Raw genomic sequence first — 19,369 nt, 5'->3', positions numbered from 1 at the left:
CATGGACAACCTTGACCGCATAGACCTGCGCATCCTGCAGCAACTACAACTGGATGGTCGTTTGACCAACCTGAAACTGGCCGAAGTGGTGGGCCTGTCACCCACTGCGGTATTGGCCCGCGTGCAACGCCTGACCAAAGAGGGGTACATCGTGGGCTACGAAGCTCGCCTAAACCCACTCAAATTGGGCTTGGGCATGATGGTGTTTGTGGAAGTGCTATTGGACAAAACCACCCCCAACGTGTTCGACCAATTCAAAGCTGCCGTGCAAGTGCGCGATGAAATCATCGAATGCCACATGGTGGCGGGCGGGTTTGACTACCTGCTCAAGCTGCGCATGAGCGATATGGCCGCTTACCGCGCCTTTGCAGGCACCGTGTTGTGGCAACTGCCTGGCGTGCGTGAAACACGAACCTACGCAGTCATGGAAGAAATAAAAAGCAGCGGCAAACTGCCGCTGCCGCACTAAAGCGGGGCCGCTTGCGTGTCTGGCGCGGCATAGCTGCGAGCGCCAAATATGGCACTGCCCACGCGCACCATGGTCGAGCCGCTGTGCACCGCAGCCAGCATGTCGGCGCTCATACCCATGGACAAAGTATCGAGCGCAAAGCCTTGGGCGCACAACTGGTCAAACAACTGCCGCGCCCGCTTGAATACGGCGCATGCAGCCGCATAATCCGGCGCTGGCTCGGGGATGCACATGAGGCCGCGCAAGCGCAGCCGTGGCAAGGCCACCACAGCGCGCATCAGCTCCACCACCTCGGTGGCGGAGACTCCTGACTTGGTCACACCACCGTCGATATTGACTTGCACACACACCTGCAGCGGTGGCAATTCAGGCGGGCGCTGTTCATTCAAACGTTCGGCAATTTTGAGGCGATCTACGGTGTGCACCCAATCAAAATGGGCTGCCACCAGTCGGGTTTTGTTGCTCTGTATGGGGCCAATGCAATGCCATTCGATGGGCAAGTGGCTCAGGTGCAGAATCTTCTCCACCCCTTCTTGGATGTAGTTCTCTCCAAACGCCGTCTGCCCAGCGTCGAATGCCTCGCGCACGGCATCAGGCCCAAATGTCTTGGACACCGCCAACAGCCGTACAGTGTTGGAATTGCGCCCCGCCTCCTCGCATGCTCGCAGCAGTTGGGCCTGGACTGTGCGCAGATTTTCAGCAATCTTGGTCATAATCAAGTCAAGCGTACCAAATTGTGAACTAGGAGTATCGATCCGTGGACATCACCCAGCTGCTGGCGTTCAGCGTCAAGAACAAAGCGTCTGACTTGCACCTCTCGGCTGGACTGCCGCCCATGATCCGCGTGCACGGGGATGTGCGCCGCATCAACATCCCCCCCATGGACCACAAACAGGTGCATGCGCTGGTGTACGACATCATGAACGATACGCAGCGCAAAATCTACGAAGACACGCTGGAAATCGACTTCTCGTTCGAGATCGACGGTCTCGCCCGCTTCCGGGTCAACGCCTTCAACCAAAACCGTGGTGCAGGTGCAGTGTTCCGTACCATTCCGAGCAAAATCCTCACGCTGGAGCAACTGAACGCGCCCTCCATTTTTGGTGACCTTGCCCTCAAACCACGCGGCTTGGTGCTGGTCACTGGCCCCACCGGCTCGGGTAAATCCACCACCTTGGCGGCCATGATCAACCACCTCAATGAGACCGAATTTGGCCACATCCTGACGGTGGAAGACCCTATCGAATTCGTCCACGAATCGAAAAAGTGCCTGATCAACCAACGGGAGGTTGGGCCGCACACCATGAGCTTTGCGGCGGCGCTCAAATCAGCGTTGCGCGAAGACCCGGATGCGATCTTGGTGGGGGAAATGCGGGATCTGGAAACCATCCGCTTGGCCATGACCGCCGCCGAAACTGGGCACTTGGTGTTTGGTACCTTGCACACCAGCAGCGCGGCCAAAACCATCGACCGTATCATTGATGTGTTCCCCGCCGCCGAAAAAGAAATGGTGCGTGCCATGCTGTCCGAATCGCTGCAGGCCGTCATCTCGCAAACGCTGTGCAAAACCAAAGATGGCCAAGGCCGCGTGGCGGCGCACGAAATCATGCTTGGCACCCCGGCCATTCGCAACCTGATCCGTGAAGCCAAAGTGGCCCAGATGTACTCCGCGATCCAAACCGGCAACAGCGTGGGCATGCAAACGCTGGATCAGAACCTGACCGACTTGGTACGCCGCAACGTCATCAACCCCTCCGAAGCACGCAGCAAAGCCAAGAGCCCAGAGAACTTTCCTGGCTAATTTAGATTGAAGGACTCCCCACCATGGAACGCGATCAGGCCACGAAATTCATCAACGACTTGCTGCGCCTCATGGTCAGCCGCAACGGCAGCGACTTGTTCATCACGGCGGACTTTCCCCCGGCCATCAAGGTCGATGGCCGGGTTACCAAGGTATCGCCTCAGCCACTGAGCGGGGCCCACACCCAAGCCTTGGCCCGCTCCATCATGAACGACCGCCAGGTCGCTGACTTTGAACGCACCAAAGAGTGCAACTTCGCCATTTCCCCAGCCAACATCGGGCGCTTTCGCGTCAACGCCTTTGTGCAACAAGGCAAGATTGGCTTGGTGCTGCGGGTCATTCCACAAATCATTCCTACCATCGATAGCCTGCGCATGCCGGGCATCCTCAAAGAAGTGGTGATGTCCAAACGCGGCTTGTGCATTTTGGTGGGTGCCACTGGCTCGGGCAAATCCACCACATTGGCCGCCATGGTGGACTGGCGCAACGAGAATAGCCAAGGGCACATCATCACAGTGGAAGACCCCATCGAATTTGTGCACGCGCACAAAAACTGCGTGATCACGCAACGCGAAGTGGGTTTGGACACCGACAGCTGGGATGCCGCACTCAAGAACACCCTGCGGCAAGCGCCCGATGTGATTTTGATGGGCGAAATCCGCGACCGGGAAACCATGGAAAACGCCATCGTGTTCTCCGAAACCGGTCACTTGTGCTTGGCCACTTTGCACGCCAACAGCGCCAACCAAGCACTGGATCGCATCATCAACTTTTTCCCCGAAGAGCGTCGCAGCCAGTTGCTCATGGACTTGTCGCTCAACCTGCGTGCCATGGTGTCGCAGCGACTCATTGCGCGCCAAGACAGCAAGGGCCGTGTAGCCGCCGTGGAGATCATGCTCAATACCCCGCTGGTATCGGACATGATCTTCAAGGGCGAAGTCACCGATATCAAAGAAGTAATGAAAAAGAGCCGCGAGTTGGGCATGCAAACCTTTGACCAAGCCCTGTTCGACCTCTACGAACTCAACTCCATCACCTACGAAGACGCTCTGCGCAATGCCGACTCGGTGAACGACTTGCGCCTGCAAATCAAGCTCAACAGCAAGCGCAACCGCTCCGGCGATTTGGCCCAAGGTACAGAAAACTTGGCCATCATGTAAGGCCACCAAGGCATAAAAAAGCCGCATCGCCATCTGGCCATGCGGCTTTTTTCACGGCAACGGGGCACCGCATCTCCGACCTAGTTGCCTACATCACTTTTGGGGTTGCTGGTGGTATTGGTTTTGCTAGGCTGGGGCAGCATGCCGGCCAGTTCATCTTCAGAGATGTATTCAAAGATTTTGACGACTTTTTGCACGCCAGAAACCGAGGCCGTAATGTCGGTAGCACGCTTGGCTTCACGCTGACTGACGCGCCCCATCAAGTAGACCGTGCCACGCTCGGTCACGACCTTGAACGCGCTAGAGATCAAATCTTTGGCATCCACCAAGGATGCCTTGACCTTGCTGGTGATCAGAGTGTCGCTGGAGCGCGAGCTCAGGGATGTGTTGCCCGCTATAGCCAGCTCGTTGACGATGTTGCGCACGTTTTCTACGTTGGCTGCAATGCGCTCCACCAGTGCTTTGTCATCCGCATTGGGCACCTCACCCGTCAGCAGCACTTGGCGGTTGTAGCTGGTCACATTCACATGCACACGCTCACCCAAGCCGTCGCGGATGCGGGCACTGGCCTTGAACTCGATACCTTGGTCTTCCACCACCGTACCGGAAGTACGGCGATCTGTTGCCACAGCGCCACCGGCCACCATGGCACCACCAGCCACCAAGGCAATACAACCGGACAAAGCCGCCAAATTCACTGCCACCAATGCTGCCAACGCAGCGCGTTGTGTCCAACGTTTCATAGTTTGGTCTCCTGATCACCCATCAACAGCGCATCCACCCCATCGCACAAGCAATGCAGGGTCAGGATGTGCACCTCTTGAATACGTGCTGTGCGATCGTGCGGCACACAAATGTGCACATCGGTCTCACGCAGCACCTCGTTCATCTGGCCGCCTTTGCGGCCCGTCAAAGCCACCACCACCATGTCGCGCTGGTGGGCAGCTTCTATGGCAGCCAACACGTTGGCCGAATTGCCACTGGTCGAAATGGCAATGAGCACATCGCCAGGCTGTCCCAGCGCACGCACTTGGCGCGAAAAAATATGCGTGTAGTCGTAGTCGTTGGCCACGGCCGTGATGATGGAGGTGTCGGTCGTCAAGGCAATGGCGGCCAACTCGGGGCGCTCACGCTCAAAACGGCCTACAAACTCAGCAGCAAAATGCTGCGCATCCGCTGCCGAGCCGCCATTGCCGCATGCCAACACCTTGCCGCCACCCGTCACGCAAGTCAGTATGGCCTGCACAGCCGCATCAATGGGGCCACTGAGCACTTGGGCGGCCTTGTATTTCAAGTCCGCACTGTCGATAAAGTGCTGTTGAATTCGTTGCTCTAGCATGGCGCGATGATAGCGCCTCCCACTTCCTCTACTGTTGCATGCAAGCCCCCTCTGACATCACCGTTTTTATTGGCCGCTTTCAGCCCTTTCACAACGGTCACCTGTGCATCGTGCGCCAAGCTTTGGGCATGGCGCAACGCGTGGTCATGGTGCTGGGCTCCTCCTACGCCAGCAGCAGCCGCAAAAACCCCTTTAGCTGGCAGGAACGCGCCGCGCTGGTACAGCAAGCCCTGAGTCCCGCAGAGCGCGCCCGGGTGGATTTTTTGCCCCTGCACGATTACCGTGACGACAGTCAGTGGGTGCAAGCCGTGCGTGCTGGGGTGCACCAACTGGCGCAGCAGCAACTGGGCTTGAATGTGCCACGGGTGGCACTCATAGGCCACTTCAAAGATGACAGCAGCTACTACCTGCGCTATTTCCATGAATGGAAGCTGGTGAGTGTGCCGCGCAACAGCCCTATAGACGCCTCACACATTCGCAACGCTTGGCTTGCCAGCACGATGGAGAACATGCCCGCTACCCTGGCCGCTTTTGCCGACGACGCCCCCGCCAGCACCCTGCAATTTTTGCTGGACTGGAGCCGCACGCCAGCGTTTGCCGCTTTGCAGCAGCAAGCGCTTTGAGGCCCCGGCCCTGTGCGGACTAGCCCGCATCAAACGCCGCTTGCAGCCACTCTAGCTGATCGCCCTCCACAGCCACCACGTCAAACCGGCACGGTGGCCATTCACCACGCCAGCGCATCAGGTAATGGCGGGCGGCAAAAATGATGCGCCGCTGTTTGATGCCGCCCACACTGGCGGCCGCACCGCCATGCTGACCACTGGCACGCTGGCGCACTTCAACGAACACCACCGTGCCATCGGGCGCTTGCATGATGAGGTCAATCTCCCCGCCACCCCGGCCGGGGGTTCGATAATTGCGCACCAACAGCCGCAGCCCCTGCGCTTGCAGGTACGCCAGCGCCTGGGCCTCTGCCGCATCGCCACGCACCTTGGTGCTAGGCTGGGCGGTACGGCCATCGCTGCTGGTTTTTTGTCCAAAGGCTTTCATGAGTGTTTCTTTCTCTGCCGCACTGACCGCCGCGCACGACGCAGCGGGCAGCCAGCACTACCCTACTGGCGCACTGTACGTGCTGGCCAGCCCCATTGGCAATCTGGCCGACATCAGCCTGCGCGCCCTGCACGTGCTGCAACTGGCCGACACCCTGGCCTGCGAAGACACGCGCCACACCCAGCAGTTGCTGCGCTCCTACGGGCTAGACAGTGGCAGCAAGCACTGGCTGGCGGCGCACCAGCACAACGAAGCCGAGGCGGCCCAGCAAGTTATTGCGCTGCTGCAGCAAGGAAAGCGCGTGGCCTACCTGAGCGATGCGGGCACCCCCGGCGTGAGTGACCCCGGCGCGCGGCTGGTGGCGCAAGTGCAAGCCGCTGGCCTGCGCTGCATCCCGCTGCCCGGTGCCAGCAGCGTGACCAGCTTGCTCAGCGTGGCGGGCGTGGTGGCCCATGGCGATGCCACGGGCTTTGTGTTTGCAGGCTTTTTGTCCAGCAAGGCGCAAGAACGTGCCCAAGCCGTGCAGCACTGGGCCAGCCAACCCCTGCCTGTGGTGCTGCTCGAAGCCCCGCACCGCATGGAAGCCCTGGCCCAAGTTCTGCAAACCTTGGGCGAACAGCGTGTGACCGTGGGACGCGAGTTGACCAAACAGTTTGAGGAAGTCCACACCCTGCCTGCCGCCGAACTGCCAGCTTGGCTACAGGCCAACCCGCAGCGCTTGCGTGGGGAATTCTGCTTGGTGTTGCACCCCGCTGCCGCACAGGCCAGCGAGGGCTTGGATGCCCAGACGCAGCGCGTGCTGCGCCTGCTGTTGGCCGAATTGCCAACCAAAGCCGCCGTGAAGCTGGCGGCCGATATCACCCACGCTCCACGCAACGCCCTGTACGAGCAGGCCTTGGCGTGGAAGGACAGCGACTAAGCTCGGTGCGCCCGTCGCTGTGCGGGGCGCGGCTACACGCCGCTTAGGGCGTAGCGACGGTGACTTTGGTCAGATCCAAGTCACGGGTTTCGCGCGACAGGTACAAGGCGATCATGGTGATGACGCCGTTGACCGCCATGTAAACGCCCACACCCCACAGGCCGTAGCTCTTGTTCAGCTCCATGGCCACCAGCGTGGGAATGGATGCGCCCACGATGGACGACAAGTTGTAGGCCAGCGATGCGCCGGAGTAACGCACCTCGGTGGGGAACAACTCAGGCAGCAAAGCAGCCATAGGGCCAAAAGTCATGCCCATGAGCGCCATGCCCAACACCAAGTACGCCGCTACCGACGCCACGGAGCCTTGGTTCAAGAATGCAGGCATGAGCAAACCCAAACCGATGATGCCAGCGGTCACGCCCAGCAACCAAGTGCGGCGGCCCAGCTTGTCAGCCCAGATGCCCCCCAGCAGCGTGAACACACCAAACACCACCGCGCCAATCAGCAACAAGCCAGTAAAAGTGTTGGCCGGAATGCCCAAGCCCATGGCGTAACCCGCAGAGGAAGTGCTCACGGGGCTCTTGGAGTAGACCTGCACAAACGCCGTCATGAGGTAGAACAGCACGTAGGTGGTCGACATGCAGAAAATGCCGCGCACCATGGTAGCGCCGTGGTGTTTGAACACCGCACTCACCGGGGCTTGCAGCTTGCGACCTTCACGCTCCACCTGCTGGAAAGCGGCGCTTTCGTGCAGATTCAGGCGCACATACAAGCCCACCGCCACCAGCACGATGGACATGACAAAGGGAATGCGCCACGCCCATGCCACCATGGTTTCCGCACCCAAGAAATACGTCACCAAGAAGAACACGCCGTTGGCCATGAACAAGCCAATGGGCGCACCCAACTGGGGGAAGCTGCCAAACAAACCACGCTTGCCCTTGGGCGCGTTTTCGGTGGCCACCAAAGCGGCACCACCCCACTCACCCCCCAAACCAATGCCTTGGCCAATGCGGCACAGGCACAACAAAATGGGGGCCCACAAGCCAATGCTTTCATAGTTGGGCAGCAGACCAATGGCCACCGTGGACAAGCCCATGGTCAGCAAAGAGGCCACCAAAGTGGTCTTGCGGCCAATCTTGTCGCCAAAGTGGCCAAACAAAGCCGAGCCAATGGGGCGGGCCAAAAAAGCCAGCGCCAGTGTGGAGAGCGACAGCAGCATGGCCGCAGAGGCGTCACCCTTGGGGAAGAACTGGCTGTTGAACACCAACACCGCAGCAGCAGCGTAGATGTAGTAGTCGTAAAACTCGATCGCGGTGCCCACCAGGGACGCGATGGCTACTTTGCGGGGCGAATTGCCCTGCACAGCAGTGGATGCAGACATGGAATACCTTTCGCCAAACAGTCCCGCGCAGGGACTGTTCAGAATCTGTTCATAAACGGGGAAGGCGCGGATTATGCCTGCAGGCCCACTGCGACTCAGACCGCAGCCAAGGTTGCGGCATAGGCTGCCACATAGGCTGCTGCACGCTGGGCCAACTGCTCGATGCTGGTGCCCGGCGTGTAGAGCTGGCCACCAATGCCAAAGCCTGTGGCCCCCACGCGCTTCCACGGGGCGATGGTTTCGGGCGTGATACCGCCCACCGGCCACACCGGCGTGCCAGCGGGCAAGACCGACAGCAGCGCCTTGGCCCCGCCGTGGCCCACCTGCTCGGCGGGAAAGAGCTTGAGCGCATGCGCGCCCGCTTGCAGGGCCACAAAAGCCTCCGTCGGCGTGACGATGCCCGGCGCAGCGAGCATGTCCAGCGCCACGGCGCGGCGGATCACCGCCGCATCGCAATTGGGCGACACCATGAGACGCCCCCCCGCTGCATGCACGGCCTCCACATCGGCCACCGTCAGCATGGTGCCGCCACCCACCACCACATGGCTGGGCAGCGCTTGCGTCAGCAAGCGAATGCACTCCAACGCGCCGGGGCGGTTCAGCGGCACTTCCAGCGCCCGAAAGCCCGCTTGCGCCAGCGTCTGCCCCACCGCCACGGCTTCGCTGGGTTGCAGCCCACGCAGGATGGCCACCAAGGGCATAGCGGACAAATGCTGCAGCGCTTGGCTGGCGTAGGGAGTGGCGGTAGTAGCGGAAGTAGCTGTAGTAGTGGTCATAGGTAGGCTCCAAGGTGTTGAATGGCTGCAAGGTAAGCAGCCCGGGCGTCTAAGGTGTGCATGTGCAAGTCCAGCAGACTGGCCGCCTGCGCGTAGAGCTGCGCCAACTGCGGCGAGCCCAGAGCAAAGAAGGACTCCACGGCCAAGCCACTGCTGCGCACGTCTTGCAATTCAGCGCCAATGAGCAAACCGCTCAAATAGGGCACCACCGCGCTGGCGGGCATGTCTTTGCACACCACCTTGGCACGGGCGCTAAAGAGCAAATGGCTCAGCGACAAGGGGCCGCCGCCAGCCGTGCTGGTTGCACTGGTTGTACTGGCCGTGGCTGTTTGCACGCCTTGCGCAAATGCGTTGGCATCCCACGGTGCATCGCCCGCGGCTTGGGCGGCTGCGGCCACGGTGCCTTGGCTGCGCAGCAGGTCGAACAACTCGCCCGTCATGTAGGTGCGCAGGTGCACGATGCGGCCATCGTCCATGTACACCCACTTGCTGTGCGTGCCCGGCAGCACAAACCAACCCGTGCGCTGGCCCAGCGCCCATGCACCCAGCAACTGGGTTTCCTCGCCGCGCATCACATCAGGCTGGCCGCTGGCACTGCGCACGCAGTAGCCCGGCACGATGACGCAGGGCGCGCCAATCAGACTGGCAGGCGCATCGGGCACGGCAAACAGGTGCTTGCCCATGTCTTGCACGGGCACATCACCACTGAGGTAAGGCACCTCATGCCAACCCAAGGCGCTGCCCACCATGCCAGACAAAACCACTGGCAAGGCCGCTGAAACTTGCACCGAAGCCACAGCCGCCGTAACGGCAGCCGGGAAGCGGCCCGCGCACGCACGGGCACCATCGTCATCAGCCGATTCGGCCACACACTGGCCAGCCGCATCTAGCGCGTAGGTACGGCGGTGGGTAGTCCCCCAGTCCACACCGACCACTCGGGCCATGGAAGCAACATTGGAAGCTTGGGTCATGCTTGTCTCACTCCGCCATTAAACATATGATGATTGAACGCATTGTGCCACGCCCAACACACTGGGCAGGCCCCACACTCCCACCATGTCCCAAACGCCACCCAGCCCCAGCAACCCCACAGCGCACAACGCCCACAACCACCACAGCACCTACAGCGGCAGCACCTTGCACGGCCAAGTGGTGCACGAACTGGGGCGGCGCGTGGTGGGCGGCAGCTACGCCGCTGGCGCCCTGCTGCCCAATGAAGACCAGCTCTGCAGCGAACTGGCCGTGAGCCGCACCGCGCTGCGCGAAGCCGTGAAAGTGCTGGCCGCCAAAGGCCTGCTGGAGCCGCGTCCGCGCATTGGCACCCGGGTGCGCGCCCAAGCGCTGTGGAACCTGCTCGACCCCGACATATTGGCTTGGCGCTGCAGCACTGGGGTGGACGCCGCCTTTGTGCTGCACTTGCTGCAGGTGCGCGTCATCATCGAGCCACCAGCAGCCAGCTTGGCGGCGCAAAGCCACACCCCCGAGCAACTGCACACTATGCAAGAGGCGCTACAAAAAATGGAGCAGGCCCAGCATATCCAGCAATGGGTTGAGGCCGATTTGGCATTCCACACCAGCATCTTGCAAGCCACCAACAACCCGCTGCTGATGCCGCTGGCCGCCATCATCGGCAGCGCGCTGGAGTCGCTCTTGCACCTGAGCGCACGCAACTCCGACAACTTCAACCAAGCCCTGCCCGACCACCAAAAACTGCTGGCCGCCATCGCCCAGCGCGACAGCCAAGCCGCCCTGCACCGCATGGCCAGCCTGCTGGCAGACACCAGCCATTTGCTGCAACCTTTCACGCACAACGGCACCAGCGTGTAAGCCACATAGCCAAATGCACGGTTTATTTGTATGATGATTAATCACATTTTTTTCACCACCAACCAATCCGATAACCACTATTGAGCGAGACACCATGAGCACCGACCTATCCCGCTACGCCCTCTACCCCAGCCTGAAAGACCGCACCGTGTTCGTTACCGGTGGCAGCTCCGGCATTGGGGCTGACATCGTGATCGCCTTTGCGCGCCAAGGCGCCAAGGTAGGCTTTACCGGCCGCAACGCCGCCGCTGCCGCCAAGGTGGTGGAAGCCGCTGCCGCCGTGGGCCCCAAACCGCTGTTTTTGCAGAGCGATGCCAGCAGCGTAGAAGCCCTGCGCCAAGCCATTGCCGACACCGCCGCCGCGTTTGGCGACGTGAACGTGCTGGTCAACAACGTGGCCAACGACGAGCGCCATAACATCGAAGACGTGACGCCCGACGACTTTGACTGGCGCGTCAACATCAACCTGCGCCCCGCTTTCTTTGCCGCCCAAGCCGTGCTGGACGGCATGAAGCGCCAAGGCGGTGGCGTCATCGTCAACGTCGGCTCCATCAGCTGGATGATCAAAGGCGCGGGCTACCCCGTGTACGCCACCTGCAAGTCCGCCACCGTGGGCCTGACGCGCAGCCTAGCCCGCGACTTGGGCAAGCTCAACATCCGCGTGAACACCCTCTCGCCCGGCTGGATCATGACCGAGAAGCAGATCAACATGTGGGTGGACGAAGCCGGTGAAAAACTGATGGACGAGAACCAGTGCCTGCCCGGCCGCATCGTGGGCAGCGACGTGGCCAACATGGCCTTGTTCTTGAGCGCAGACGACAGCCGCATGGTCACCGCACAAGACTTTGTGGTGGACGCGGGTTGGACCTGATACGAGGGAGCACAGCATGAGCACGCCACGCCCTATTTGGACCCCCACTCTGCAGCTCGGCGAAGGCCCGCTGTGGGATAGCGCACAGCAGCGCTTTTTGTTCGTAGACCTGCACGGCTGCGCCCTGCACGCTTGGTACCCTGCCAGCGACGAGCGCCGCAGCTGGCCCCTGCCCGAGCGCATTTGCTGGGTCATTCCCCGCCGCGATGGCGACGGCTATATGGCCGGCCTGCACAGCGGCTTTGCCCGCCTGTGGCTAGAGCCCACCCTGCGCCTGGAGCGCGTGGGCAGCCCGCATGCCAACGAGCCCGAAGTGCGCCTGAACGATGCCAAAGCCGACCCCTGGGGGCGCATTTGGGCTGGCTCTATGCACAACACCCAGCCCAGCTTGGGCTGGGGCCGCCTCACCCGGCTCAACCCCGACCTGAGCTGGCAAGTGGTCGAAGGCGGCATCCACATTTGCAACGGCCCCGCCATCGCCCACGATGGCAGCTGGATGCTGCACACCGACTCGCTGCTCAACACCACCTACCGCTACGACTTGGGCGCAGACGGCGCGCTGCGCAACAAAACCGTGTGGAAGACCTTCACCGACGCCGAAGGCACCCCCGACGGCATGACCGTGGATGCCGACGGCAACGTGTGGATCGCCTTCTGGGGCGGTGCGTGCATACGCCAGTTCACCCCCGCGGGCCAATGCCTGCGCACCGTGGAACTGCCATCGCTGCAAATCACCAGCGTGGCCTTTGGCGGCGCAGACCTGCGCACCCTGCTGGTCACCAGCGCCAAGATAGGCCTGGACGACGCCACCTTGGCCCGCTACCCGCAGTGCGGCAACGCCTTTGCCCTGCAACTGGATGTGGCAGGGGTGCAGGCGTGTGCGTTTGGGGGGTGAGGGTGGGGAGGGGGCTTAGGCCCCCTCTGTAGGCGCATGTTTTTTGCAACGCGATGGGTGTGAAGTGTTGAACTGTCGAGTATGCCGATCGGCTCCAGACCGTAAAACAATAAGACGCAACTGCCACTATTTGCCGATAGTTGCGAATCAAAAATAAGCGAAGATCGGGGTGGCAAAATGCGAGTAACAGCCGTTTGGTAGGAAGCGCTGTTGCGCTACCGTAAGGGATAGGAGCCGCGTTAAAACGTGAGCCGCACTTTAATAAAAGACTTAATCTATGGCACTCGACGTTCCCGGTGGTCGAAAAAACACTGCCGTTAATCACAGCCACTACGTAGTGTTTGAGGAAATGCTCTCAAACGCCATCGACTCATACCTAATTCGCCGGAGTCGTCTTGCTACGGTCCCCCCATTCAAGATGAGCGTAGGCGTCAAAATTTCACAGGCAGACTTGTTCGACGCAACGTTCAATGTCGAGATTTCCTGCACTGACAACGGTGTAGGCTTCGGCGAAGACGAGGTCAAAGCCTTCGTGACGAAAGATTCCACTTATAAGGATTTGCTGCAAATTCCGGGCATCGGCAAATGCAAAGGGGCCGGACGCATTCAGTTTTTCCACCACTATGAGCGAATGAACATCGACAGCGTGTTCGAACGTGATGGTGAAATTCAACGCAGACAACTCCAAGTAGATGATTCCACCCGCTTAGTTTCCGAACAGTCTTTTGTGACTACGCCGGCTCATGGAAGCCAGATCGAGACCACGTTCACCTTGAAAGGGCGCCGACCAAGTGCTTTGACTCCGGAGCAGAAGGCCGACGAATCATTAATACCGCAGATATTCTCGGCAAAAGCTATTGCAGATCATCTTTACACCACGTTTCTTCAGCGTCTCATCATTCTGAAGAAGCTTATAGGCAACTTCAGGATTGAAGTGGAATCCCGTCATGGGGATATTCCCATTAAGGAATTCATTGACGAAAAGAAATTACCCGATCCCATTGGAGAAGTCGCTCACATTCCACTAATGTGCGACCACGGAAAGGAGTTGCGAAATGGTTCCAAACTGTCGGTTACTAGGTACTCTTTCGCACAGGAAATATTCCCTAATTTTCAGCATGAAGTGGCTCTCTGTGCAAATTCAGCAGTAGTTCAACAAATTACCAAACGCTACCTGCGGAACGCGACTGCCCGTAAGCGTCCAACGTCCGGCCATTTCGAGTTACTACTCGTCGAAAGCCAACTGTTAGAAGATACAGTGAACCAGCAGCGAGATGGTTTCAACATTCCTGCGACTTGCACAGAGAGCGATACTCTAAAAGATGAGTTTTCTCTGGAAGACGTGGTTAATTCGCTCGAAGACTACGTCTTTCAAATCATTACCCCACCAGATTTCGATAAAGATGTTTTGGTTCGCTCCACCGAGCAGCGCTTCGGCATCACCCGTCAGATGATGGAGAGAACGAATATCAAAATTCACTATGGGGATAACGAGGAAAACATCGCGCGTCGAGTCCTGAAGACACTTCAGGAGGAAATTGTCGGCGATACGTCGAGCTTATTCCGGATTAAGGACGAGTTACTAAAACTAGATCCGCGTTCGAATGACTTTAGACTAAAGATATCTGAACTTGCATGGAAGTACACGAGCTCCATCAAGACGATGGACATGACCAACCTATCGCAACTTGTGGTACGTCGCAGCGCAATGATTGAGGTGCTGGATATGGCTGTCGATGGCTTACTTAAATGCCAAACGCCGGAACCCGGGAAGAAGAACGATAACGAGCGGATCATCCACAATATTTTCTTCCCTAGGGGGAAGGATTCTACGGACACCTCCGAACACGACATCTGGCTACTCAATGAGGAATATCAATATTTCGAGTACATCGCCTCAGATAAGCCTCTTAAATCAATTAAGTGGTCGGCTTCCGAAAATGTTTTTGAACCCGATATTGATGAAAGCCTCGAAGAATTATTTGCCCGAAACAATAAAGATCATGAGGAAAAGCGCCCAGATATTGCGCTTTTCACAAAGGAAGGCGCTGCGATAATTATTGAGTTCAAAGCACCAGATGTTGGCCTGCAGGAGCACATTCCAGACTTAGCGCAATACGCGAGGCTTTTAGCTGCAAAATCGAACGGACGAATCAAGAAATTCTATGGCTACCTGATTGGTTGCACGATTGATGAGACCCGAATGGATGGCGACTACACGCAATTTCCTGACGGTAGAGGATTTTTCAAGAGCCAGCAATTAAAGAACTTTGCGAACAGCATGGTGTACGGGGAGCTCTACACAGAGGTGCTGCTTTACAAGCATTTCATCGACAGGGCCTCAGCCCGCCTGCACGTTTACAAGGATAAGCTGCGCGTGCAACTGAACTGATGGAATCCAGATCAACGTCGCACAGCCAGTCTAGGCCTTTCTCTCGCAGATATCTGTCCAAGGTCGGGTGACGAGATTCACCCTTTCTTGGGCACGCTTGGTTCTTTGTTACCGCACAGCTCTCCTTGATAGACGACGCAACCAGCCTCAAGCTGAATTTTCGTCTCCGCATAGTGTGTCAAGTGAACTCATAAAAGTCGCTTCTTCAAAATCGCATTGACCCAAAGCGGCACTTACTCCTTCTCAAAAGCTGGCCTACAGCTTCCACTGCAATTCGGTATTCGCCAACATGCATCCCTAGTGTCGACGTATCAGGCATATCGACCTGTGTGTTTAGCCCCACCCCGTCACAATACCGCCATGGGCAAACCATTCAACTACAAACACCTGTACTACTTCTGGGTCGTGGCCAAGGAGGGGGGCATCTCCAAGGCGGCGCAGCGGCTGGACATGGCTATCCAAACCGTGAGCGCGCAGGTGCGCGAGCTGGAGCGGGATTTGGGCTACGCGCTCTTCAAGCCCGCTGGGCGTGGGCTGGCGCTGACCGAAGCGGGCCAAGCTGCGCTGAAGGTGGCAGACCAAATATTCCAACTGGGCGAGACCCTGCCCGAACTGGTGCGCGAAGCGGCCAGCCAGCCCAGTGTGCGACTGGTGGTGGGCATATCGGACAGCTTGGCCAAACTGGTGGTGCACCGCCTGCTGCAGCCGGTGCTGGACCAAGCGGACCTGCGCTTGGTGTGCCTAGAAGGCGAGCTGGACAGCCTGCTGGCCGACTTGGCTTTGCACAAGCTGGACGTGGTGCTGTCTGACCGCCCCGCGCCCACCAACCCCAACATACGGCTGTACAGCCATGCGCTGGGCAGTTCGGACATTGGCTGGTACGGCAGCGAGCAGTGGCACGCGCAGCTGGAGCAGAACTTTCCGCACAGCCTGGCCCAAGTGCCGCTGCTGCTGCCCACGCACCACACGGCCATGCGGGCGCGGCTGGACTGGTGGCTGGAGGAGCACGGCATTGCAGCGCGCGTGGTGGGGGAATTTGAAGACAGTGCGCTGCTCAAAACCTTTGGCAGCAGTGGCATGGGGGTGTTTCCGGCGGCGCAGTGGGCGCACGACGATTTGGTGCAGCAGTTCAATGTGCGCTGGCTCGGTGCGGCCGATGGCGTGCGGGAGAACTTCTACGCCATCGGCACCGAACGCAAAGTGCAGCACCCGCTGGTGCTGCGCTTGTTGGCTGGGCTGGGCTAGCTTGCCCAGCCGGGCTTACTTGGCCTCTGGCTTGGCGGTGCGGACGCTCAGCACCATGGTCAGGGCCAGGATGCCCACCACCACACCCAGCGACACGGCCACGGGGATTTTGTAGAGGTCGATCAAGCACATCTTGGTGCCGATGAAGACCAAAATCACCGCCAAGCCGTAGTTGAGCAAGTGGAATTTGTTGGCCACGGCAGCCAGCAAGAAGTACATGGCACGCAAACCCAAGATAGCAAACACGTTGCTGGTCAGCACAATGAACGGGTCGCTGGTGATGGCGAAGATGGCGGGGATGGAGTCCACCGCAAAAATCACATCGGTCAGCGCCACCAAGCAGATGACCATGAACAAGGGCGTGGCGATCTTTTTGCCGTTTTGCACGGTCCAGAACTTCTCGCCGTCGTAGTCCTTGCTCACGGGCAAGAGCTTGCGCAGCAGCTTGAGCGCGGGGTTGTCATCCAAGCTGGGCTCTTGGCCTGCGGCCAGCCACATCTTGATGCCGGTGAGGATGAGGAAAGCACCGAACACGTACAAAATCCAGTGGAACTGGGCCAGCAACCAGCCGCCTACCAAAATCATGACCGTGCGCAACACGATGGCACCCACGATGCCAATCATCAGCACGCGCTTTTGGAAAGTGGGTGGCACCGCAAAGTAGGTGAACACGAGCAAGAAGACAAAGATGTTGTCCACCGCCAGCGACTTCTCGATGAGGTAGCCCGTCAAGAACTCCAGCGACTTGGTGTTGGCCATCTCCACCGAGCCAGTGGTGTCTTTGACAGCCCACCAAAACAAGCCATTGAAGACAAAGCTCAGGGCGATCCAGATGATCGACCAGTTGAGCGCTTCTTTCACGCCAATCTCGTGCGCGCCTTGCTTTTTGAGCACGACAAAATCGATGAAGAGCGACACCAAGACGATGCCAACAAAAACGATCCACAGCCACAGGGGCGCGATGGTTTGCATGGTTGTTTCCTTTTTATTGCAATGGAGTGCACAGGCAACGCCTGCGTGACCGCTATTTTTATCTGAGTAAAAGCAAATTCAACTTCCAAAAAACAGGAGCATTTTTCTGTTTACACCTGCTAGGTAACAAGCCCCAGCAGCCGCAGCATGGCGCATCTGTTTAATGTTTGCAGCAACTCCCATGAAAACCTGGTTGGCCTCCCTGATTCCCACCCAAGACACCCTGACCCGCCACCCGTGGCTGCGCCCAGTAGCGGGCCGCTTATTGCACCCCAGTTTGTGGCGTTTGCAAAGCGAATCGGTTGCGCGGGGCGTGGCGGTGGGCACGTTTTGGGCTTTTGTGATTCCTGTAGCACAGACCTTGGTGGCCGCCGCGCACTGCGCCTGGTGGCGCGGCAACATACCGGCAGCGGCCATCATGACGTGCGTAACCAACCCGTTCACGGTTGGCTTTTGGCTCTGGCTGGCCCATGGTATGGGCAGCACGGTACTGGGCGGCAGCGCCCCGGCAGAAAGCCCCACCCCCGACAACTGGTGGGCATGGATCGCCCACTACGGCGGCCCCACTGCACTGGGCATGGGTCTCTTTGCCGTGGGCGGTGCGGCGCTGGGCTACCTGTTGGTCAAGCTGGTGTGGAGGCTGCGCAGGGTATGGGTGCGTAAAGCCTAAACGTTGCATTCACTACGCATCGGAAAACGTCGTTGGCAACAAAGCGGTATTGGCGCAGTCCGGTGCTGGTGGTGCGTCTTGCACGGGTACATCTTGCAAATATTTGCTATTCTTTTTATAGCTGCAGCAGCAATAGGGACGGGCTTTATCGAGGGATTTCAAGCAAGATTACTAAGGCATTCAATTTACATAAAAGCTTTTATAGCGCACCACCTGCACGATTTGCGGAAGAAAGTAGGACCAAAGCGTACCAATTACGCCATGCACCCAATAGGGCGCAGAAGCTCCAAGCCAGTCTGTAAGCCACACAAGAAGTGACCACGGGAAATCAGACTAACCAAAACAAGAACGACCAACTTCCACCCTGCGTCCCTCCAAATTGAAGGGAGCCAATCGTTGCCATGTATGCGCCGAGGTGAACAGTTGCTAAGAGTGGGCCTCGTTCTGACCTACCCCCTGCCAGCCATACCACGGTAAGCGAGAGAAGTCCGTCAACCCAGGAGAATGACGGACATGAAGAAGAGCAGATTCAGCGAAGAGCAAATCATTGGTTTTCTGCGCCAAGCCGAAGCGGGCATGACCATCCCCGAGCTGTGCCGCAGCGGCGGCTTCAGTCAGGCCACGTTTTACAAGTGGCGTGCCAAGTACGGCGGCATGCAGGTCTCGGACGCCCAGCGCCTGTGCGAACTTGAATCGGAGAACGCAACGCCTGCCGCCTTGTGGGGCTATCCCGAGACAGCTACCACCCCCCACCCGTGGCCAGTGCACTCAACGCCAGCCTAGAGGAGAGCATCCGACAGACCGCGCTTGAGCGCAGGCGGTTTGGCTATCGACGCATCCACGACATGCTCAGGAGCCAGTTCTCTGATGTGAATCACAAGCGTATCTATCGGCTGTATCGGCAAGCCAACTTGACGTGAAGAAGCGCCGCAAAGCAAAGCGAGCGCCTCAGGAGCGTGTGCCGCTGCAAGTTGCCAAGAGCATCAATGAGGTTTTGAGCATGGACTTTGTATCGGACAGTCTGGCCAATGGCCGACGCATCAAGTGCCTCACGGTAGTGGATGACTTCAGCAAGGAGTGCGTGCAGATAGCGGTGGACTACGGCATATCGGGTCAGTACGTGACGCGGGTATTGGAGCAGGTGGCGCGGTTTCGGGGTTATCCCTTGGCCGTGCGCACCGACAATGGACCGGAGTTCACCAGCCGGGCGTTTCTGGCGTGGACGCACACTCACGGGATACGGCACATCCTGATTGAGCCCGGCAAGCCGATGCAAAACGGCTACATCGAGAGCTTCAACGGCAAGTTCCGCGATGAGTGCCTAAACGAACAGTGGTTTGACTCATTGCCTCAGGCCAGAGAGTGCATTGCCCAATGGAGGCAGGACTACAACGAAGTCAGACCACATAGCAGTCTGGGCCGAATCCCGCCAGCGTTGTTCGCGCATCAGCATCGGCAGCGCGTTGGCGGTACTGATGCCAGTGAGCACAAACAAAACATCGATTAACCTTCAACCTCGGACTTCTCAAATAGGTTGGTACGGTCAATGGGGGCAGGTCACTGCGGCAAAGTGCCAAATTTCCCGCATTGGAATCAAGA

The 19,369-nt window shown here is 58.8% G+C and carries 19 protein-coding genes and 1 pseudogene; 12 read left to right on the top strand and 8 right to left on the bottom strand.

Translation table 11 applies throughout. The features are described from left to right. The first annotated feature begins 1 nt into the window (after position 1). Entirely contained in the window at positions 2–469 is a 468-nt protein-coding gene (locus KIK84_RS09605) for an Lrp/AsnC ligand binding domain-containing protein (RefSeq protein ID WP_214122842.1), read from the top strand. On the opposite strand, the gene KIK84_RS09600 is transcribed toward KIK84_RS09605, so the two are convergent. Continuing rightward, on the bottom strand, positions 466–1,182 hold the full coding sequence (locus KIK84_RS09600; RefSeq protein WP_214122841.1) for a YggS family pyridoxal phosphate-dependent enzyme: 717 nt from the start codon (positions 1,180–1,182) through the stop codon (positions 466–468). The two genes, KIK84_RS09605 and KIK84_RS09600, sit on opposite strands and share 4 nt — an antisense overlap. A 44-nt stretch (positions 1,183–1,226) precedes the next feature. Here KIK84_RS09600 and KIK84_RS09595 point away from each other — a divergent pair, with 44 nt between their 5' ends. Further along, positions 1,227–2,270: a type IV pilus twitching motility protein PilT gene (locus KIK84_RS09595; protein WP_214122840.1), complete on the top strand. Its 1,044-nt coding sequence runs from the start codon at positions 1,227–1,229 to the stop codon at positions 2,268–2,270. A 23-nt stretch (positions 2,271–2,293) separates the two neighbouring features. Beyond that, positions 2,294–3,430, top strand: coding sequence for a PilT/PilU family type 4a pilus ATPase (locus KIK84_RS09590; RefSeq protein ID WP_214122839.1), 1,137 nt, complete (start codon positions 2,294–2,296; stop codon positions 3,428–3,430). Between the two features lie 80 nt (positions 3,431–3,510). On the opposite strand, the gene KIK84_RS09585 is transcribed toward KIK84_RS09590, so the two are convergent. Together KIK84_RS09585 and KIK84_RS09580 are read right to left on the bottom strand one after the other, a co-directional pair. Then, positions 3,511–4,173, bottom strand: coding sequence for a BON domain-containing protein (locus tag KIK84_RS09585; RefSeq protein WP_214122838.1), 663 nt, complete (start codon positions 4,171–4,173; stop codon positions 3,511–3,513). After that, positions 4,170–4,769, bottom strand: a complete 600-nt coding sequence (locus tag KIK84_RS09580; protein ID WP_214122837.1) for a phosphoheptose isomerase — start codon at positions 4,767–4,769, stop codon at positions 4,170–4,172. Before KIK84_RS09580 ends, KIK84_RS09585 begins: the two co-directional genes overlap by 4 nt. Positions 4,770–4,807: 38 nt before the next feature. Here KIK84_RS09580 and KIK84_RS09575 point away from each other — a divergent pair, with 38 nt between their 5' ends. After that, a complete protein-coding gene (locus tag KIK84_RS09575; protein ID WP_214122836.1) occupies positions 4,808–5,392 on the top strand; it encodes an adenylyltransferase/cytidyltransferase family protein in 585 nt (194 codons plus the stop codon). Positions 5,393–5,411: 19 nt separating this feature from the next. Here the strand turns inward: KIK84_RS09575 and KIK84_RS09570 are convergent, their stop codons facing one another. Further along, the gene (locus KIK84_RS09570) at positions 5,412–5,819 is read right to left on the bottom strand and encodes a YraN family protein (RefSeq protein ID WP_214122835.1); all 408 of its coding nucleotides are present in this window, start codon (positions 5,817–5,819) and stop codon (positions 5,412–5,414) included. On the opposite strand from KIK84_RS09570, the gene rsmI reads away from it, so the two are divergent. Further along, entirely contained in the window at positions 5,818–6,738 is a 921-nt protein-coding gene (gene rsmI, locus KIK84_RS09565) for a 16S rRNA (cytidine(1402)-2'-O)-methyltransferase (RefSeq protein WP_214122834.1), read from the top strand. The genes KIK84_RS09570 and rsmI overlap by 2 nt on opposite strands. A gap of 43 nt (positions 6,739–6,781) precedes the next feature. Here rsmI and KIK84_RS09560 read toward each other — a convergent pair whose 3' ends face one another. From KIK84_RS09560 to KIK84_RS09550, 3 genes are all read right to left on the bottom strand, one after another. Next, a complete protein-coding gene (locus tag KIK84_RS09560; protein WP_214122833.1) occupies positions 6,782–8,122 on the bottom strand; it encodes an MFS transporter in 1,341 nt (446 codons plus the stop codon). Between the two features lie 95 nt (positions 8,123–8,217). Then, the gene (locus tag KIK84_RS09555) at positions 8,218–8,898 is read right to left on the bottom strand and encodes a 2-dehydro-3-deoxy-6-phosphogalactonate aldolase (RefSeq protein ID WP_214122832.1); all 681 of its coding nucleotides are present in this window, start codon (positions 8,896–8,898) and stop codon (positions 8,218–8,220) included. After that, the gene (locus KIK84_RS09550) at positions 8,895–9,869 is read right to left on the bottom strand and encodes a 2-dehydro-3-deoxygalactonokinase (RefSeq protein ID WP_214122831.1); all 975 of its coding nucleotides are present in this window, start codon (positions 9,867–9,869) and stop codon (positions 8,895–8,897) included. The genes KIK84_RS09555 and KIK84_RS09550 overlap by 4 nt, the downstream gene beginning before the upstream one ends. Positions 9,870–9,954: 85 nt before the next feature. Here KIK84_RS09550 and KIK84_RS09545 point away from each other — a divergent pair, with 85 nt between their 5' ends. From KIK84_RS09545 to KIK84_RS09525, 5 genes are all read left to right on the top strand, one after another. Next, entirely contained in the window at positions 9,955–10,725 is a 771-nt protein-coding gene (locus KIK84_RS09545) for a FadR/GntR family transcriptional regulator (RefSeq protein ID WP_214122830.1), read from the top strand. Between the two features lie 94 nt (positions 10,726–10,819). Further along, the gene (locus tag KIK84_RS09540; RefSeq protein WP_214122829.1) at positions 10,820–11,596 is read left to right on the top strand and encodes an SDR family NAD(P)-dependent oxidoreductase; all 777 of its coding nucleotides are present in this window, start codon (positions 10,820–10,822) and stop codon (positions 11,594–11,596) included. Between the two features lie 16 nt (positions 11,597–11,612). Beyond that, positions 11,613–12,491 (top strand): SMP-30/gluconolactonase/LRE family protein, encoded by an 879-nt coding sequence (locus KIK84_RS09535; protein WP_214122828.1) that lies wholly within the window; start codon positions 11,613–11,615, stop codon positions 12,489–12,491. Positions 12,492–12,768: 277 nt separating this feature from the next. Continuing rightward, positions 12,769–14,883, top strand: a complete 2,115-nt coding sequence (locus KIK84_RS09530; protein WP_214122827.1) for a hypothetical protein — start codon at positions 12,769–12,771, stop codon at positions 14,881–14,883. A 360-nt stretch (positions 14,884–15,243) separates the two neighbouring features. Next, positions 15,244–16,128: a LysR family transcriptional regulator gene (locus tag KIK84_RS09525; protein WP_214122826.1), complete on the top strand. Its 885-nt coding sequence runs from the start codon at positions 15,244–15,246 to the stop codon at positions 16,126–16,128. 15 nt (positions 16,129–16,143) lie between these two features. Here KIK84_RS09525 and KIK84_RS09520 read toward each other — a convergent pair whose 3' ends face one another. Continuing rightward, the gene (locus KIK84_RS09520; protein ID WP_214122825.1) at positions 16,144–17,100 is read right to left on the bottom strand and encodes a TerC family protein; all 957 of its coding nucleotides are present in this window, start codon (positions 17,098–17,100) and stop codon (positions 16,144–16,146) included. 181 nt (positions 17,101–17,281) lie between these two features. On the opposite strand from KIK84_RS09520, the gene KIK84_RS09515 reads away from it, so the two are divergent. Both KIK84_RS09515 and KIK84_RS09510 read left to right on the top strand, forming a co-directional pair. Further along, the gene (locus KIK84_RS09515) at positions 17,282–17,770 is read left to right on the top strand and encodes a DUF2062 domain-containing protein (RefSeq protein ID WP_214122824.1); all 489 of its coding nucleotides are present in this window, start codon (positions 17,282–17,284) and stop codon (positions 17,768–17,770) included. A 513-nt stretch (positions 17,771–18,283) separates the two neighbouring features. Beyond that, positions 18,284–19,277: pseudogene (locus KIK84_RS09510) on the top strand (IS3 family transposase). The last annotated feature ends 92 nt before the right edge of the window (positions 19,278–19,369 follow it).

The organism is Curvibacter sp. CHRR-16 (assembly GCF_018474005.1).
Classification (GTDB): domain Bacteria; phylum Pseudomonadota; class Gammaproteobacteria; order Burkholderiales; family Burkholderiaceae_C; genus Allorhodoferax.
The sequence above is the reverse complement of the archived record's forward strand: the minus strand, read 5'-3'. Positions and strand labels throughout refer to the sequence as shown.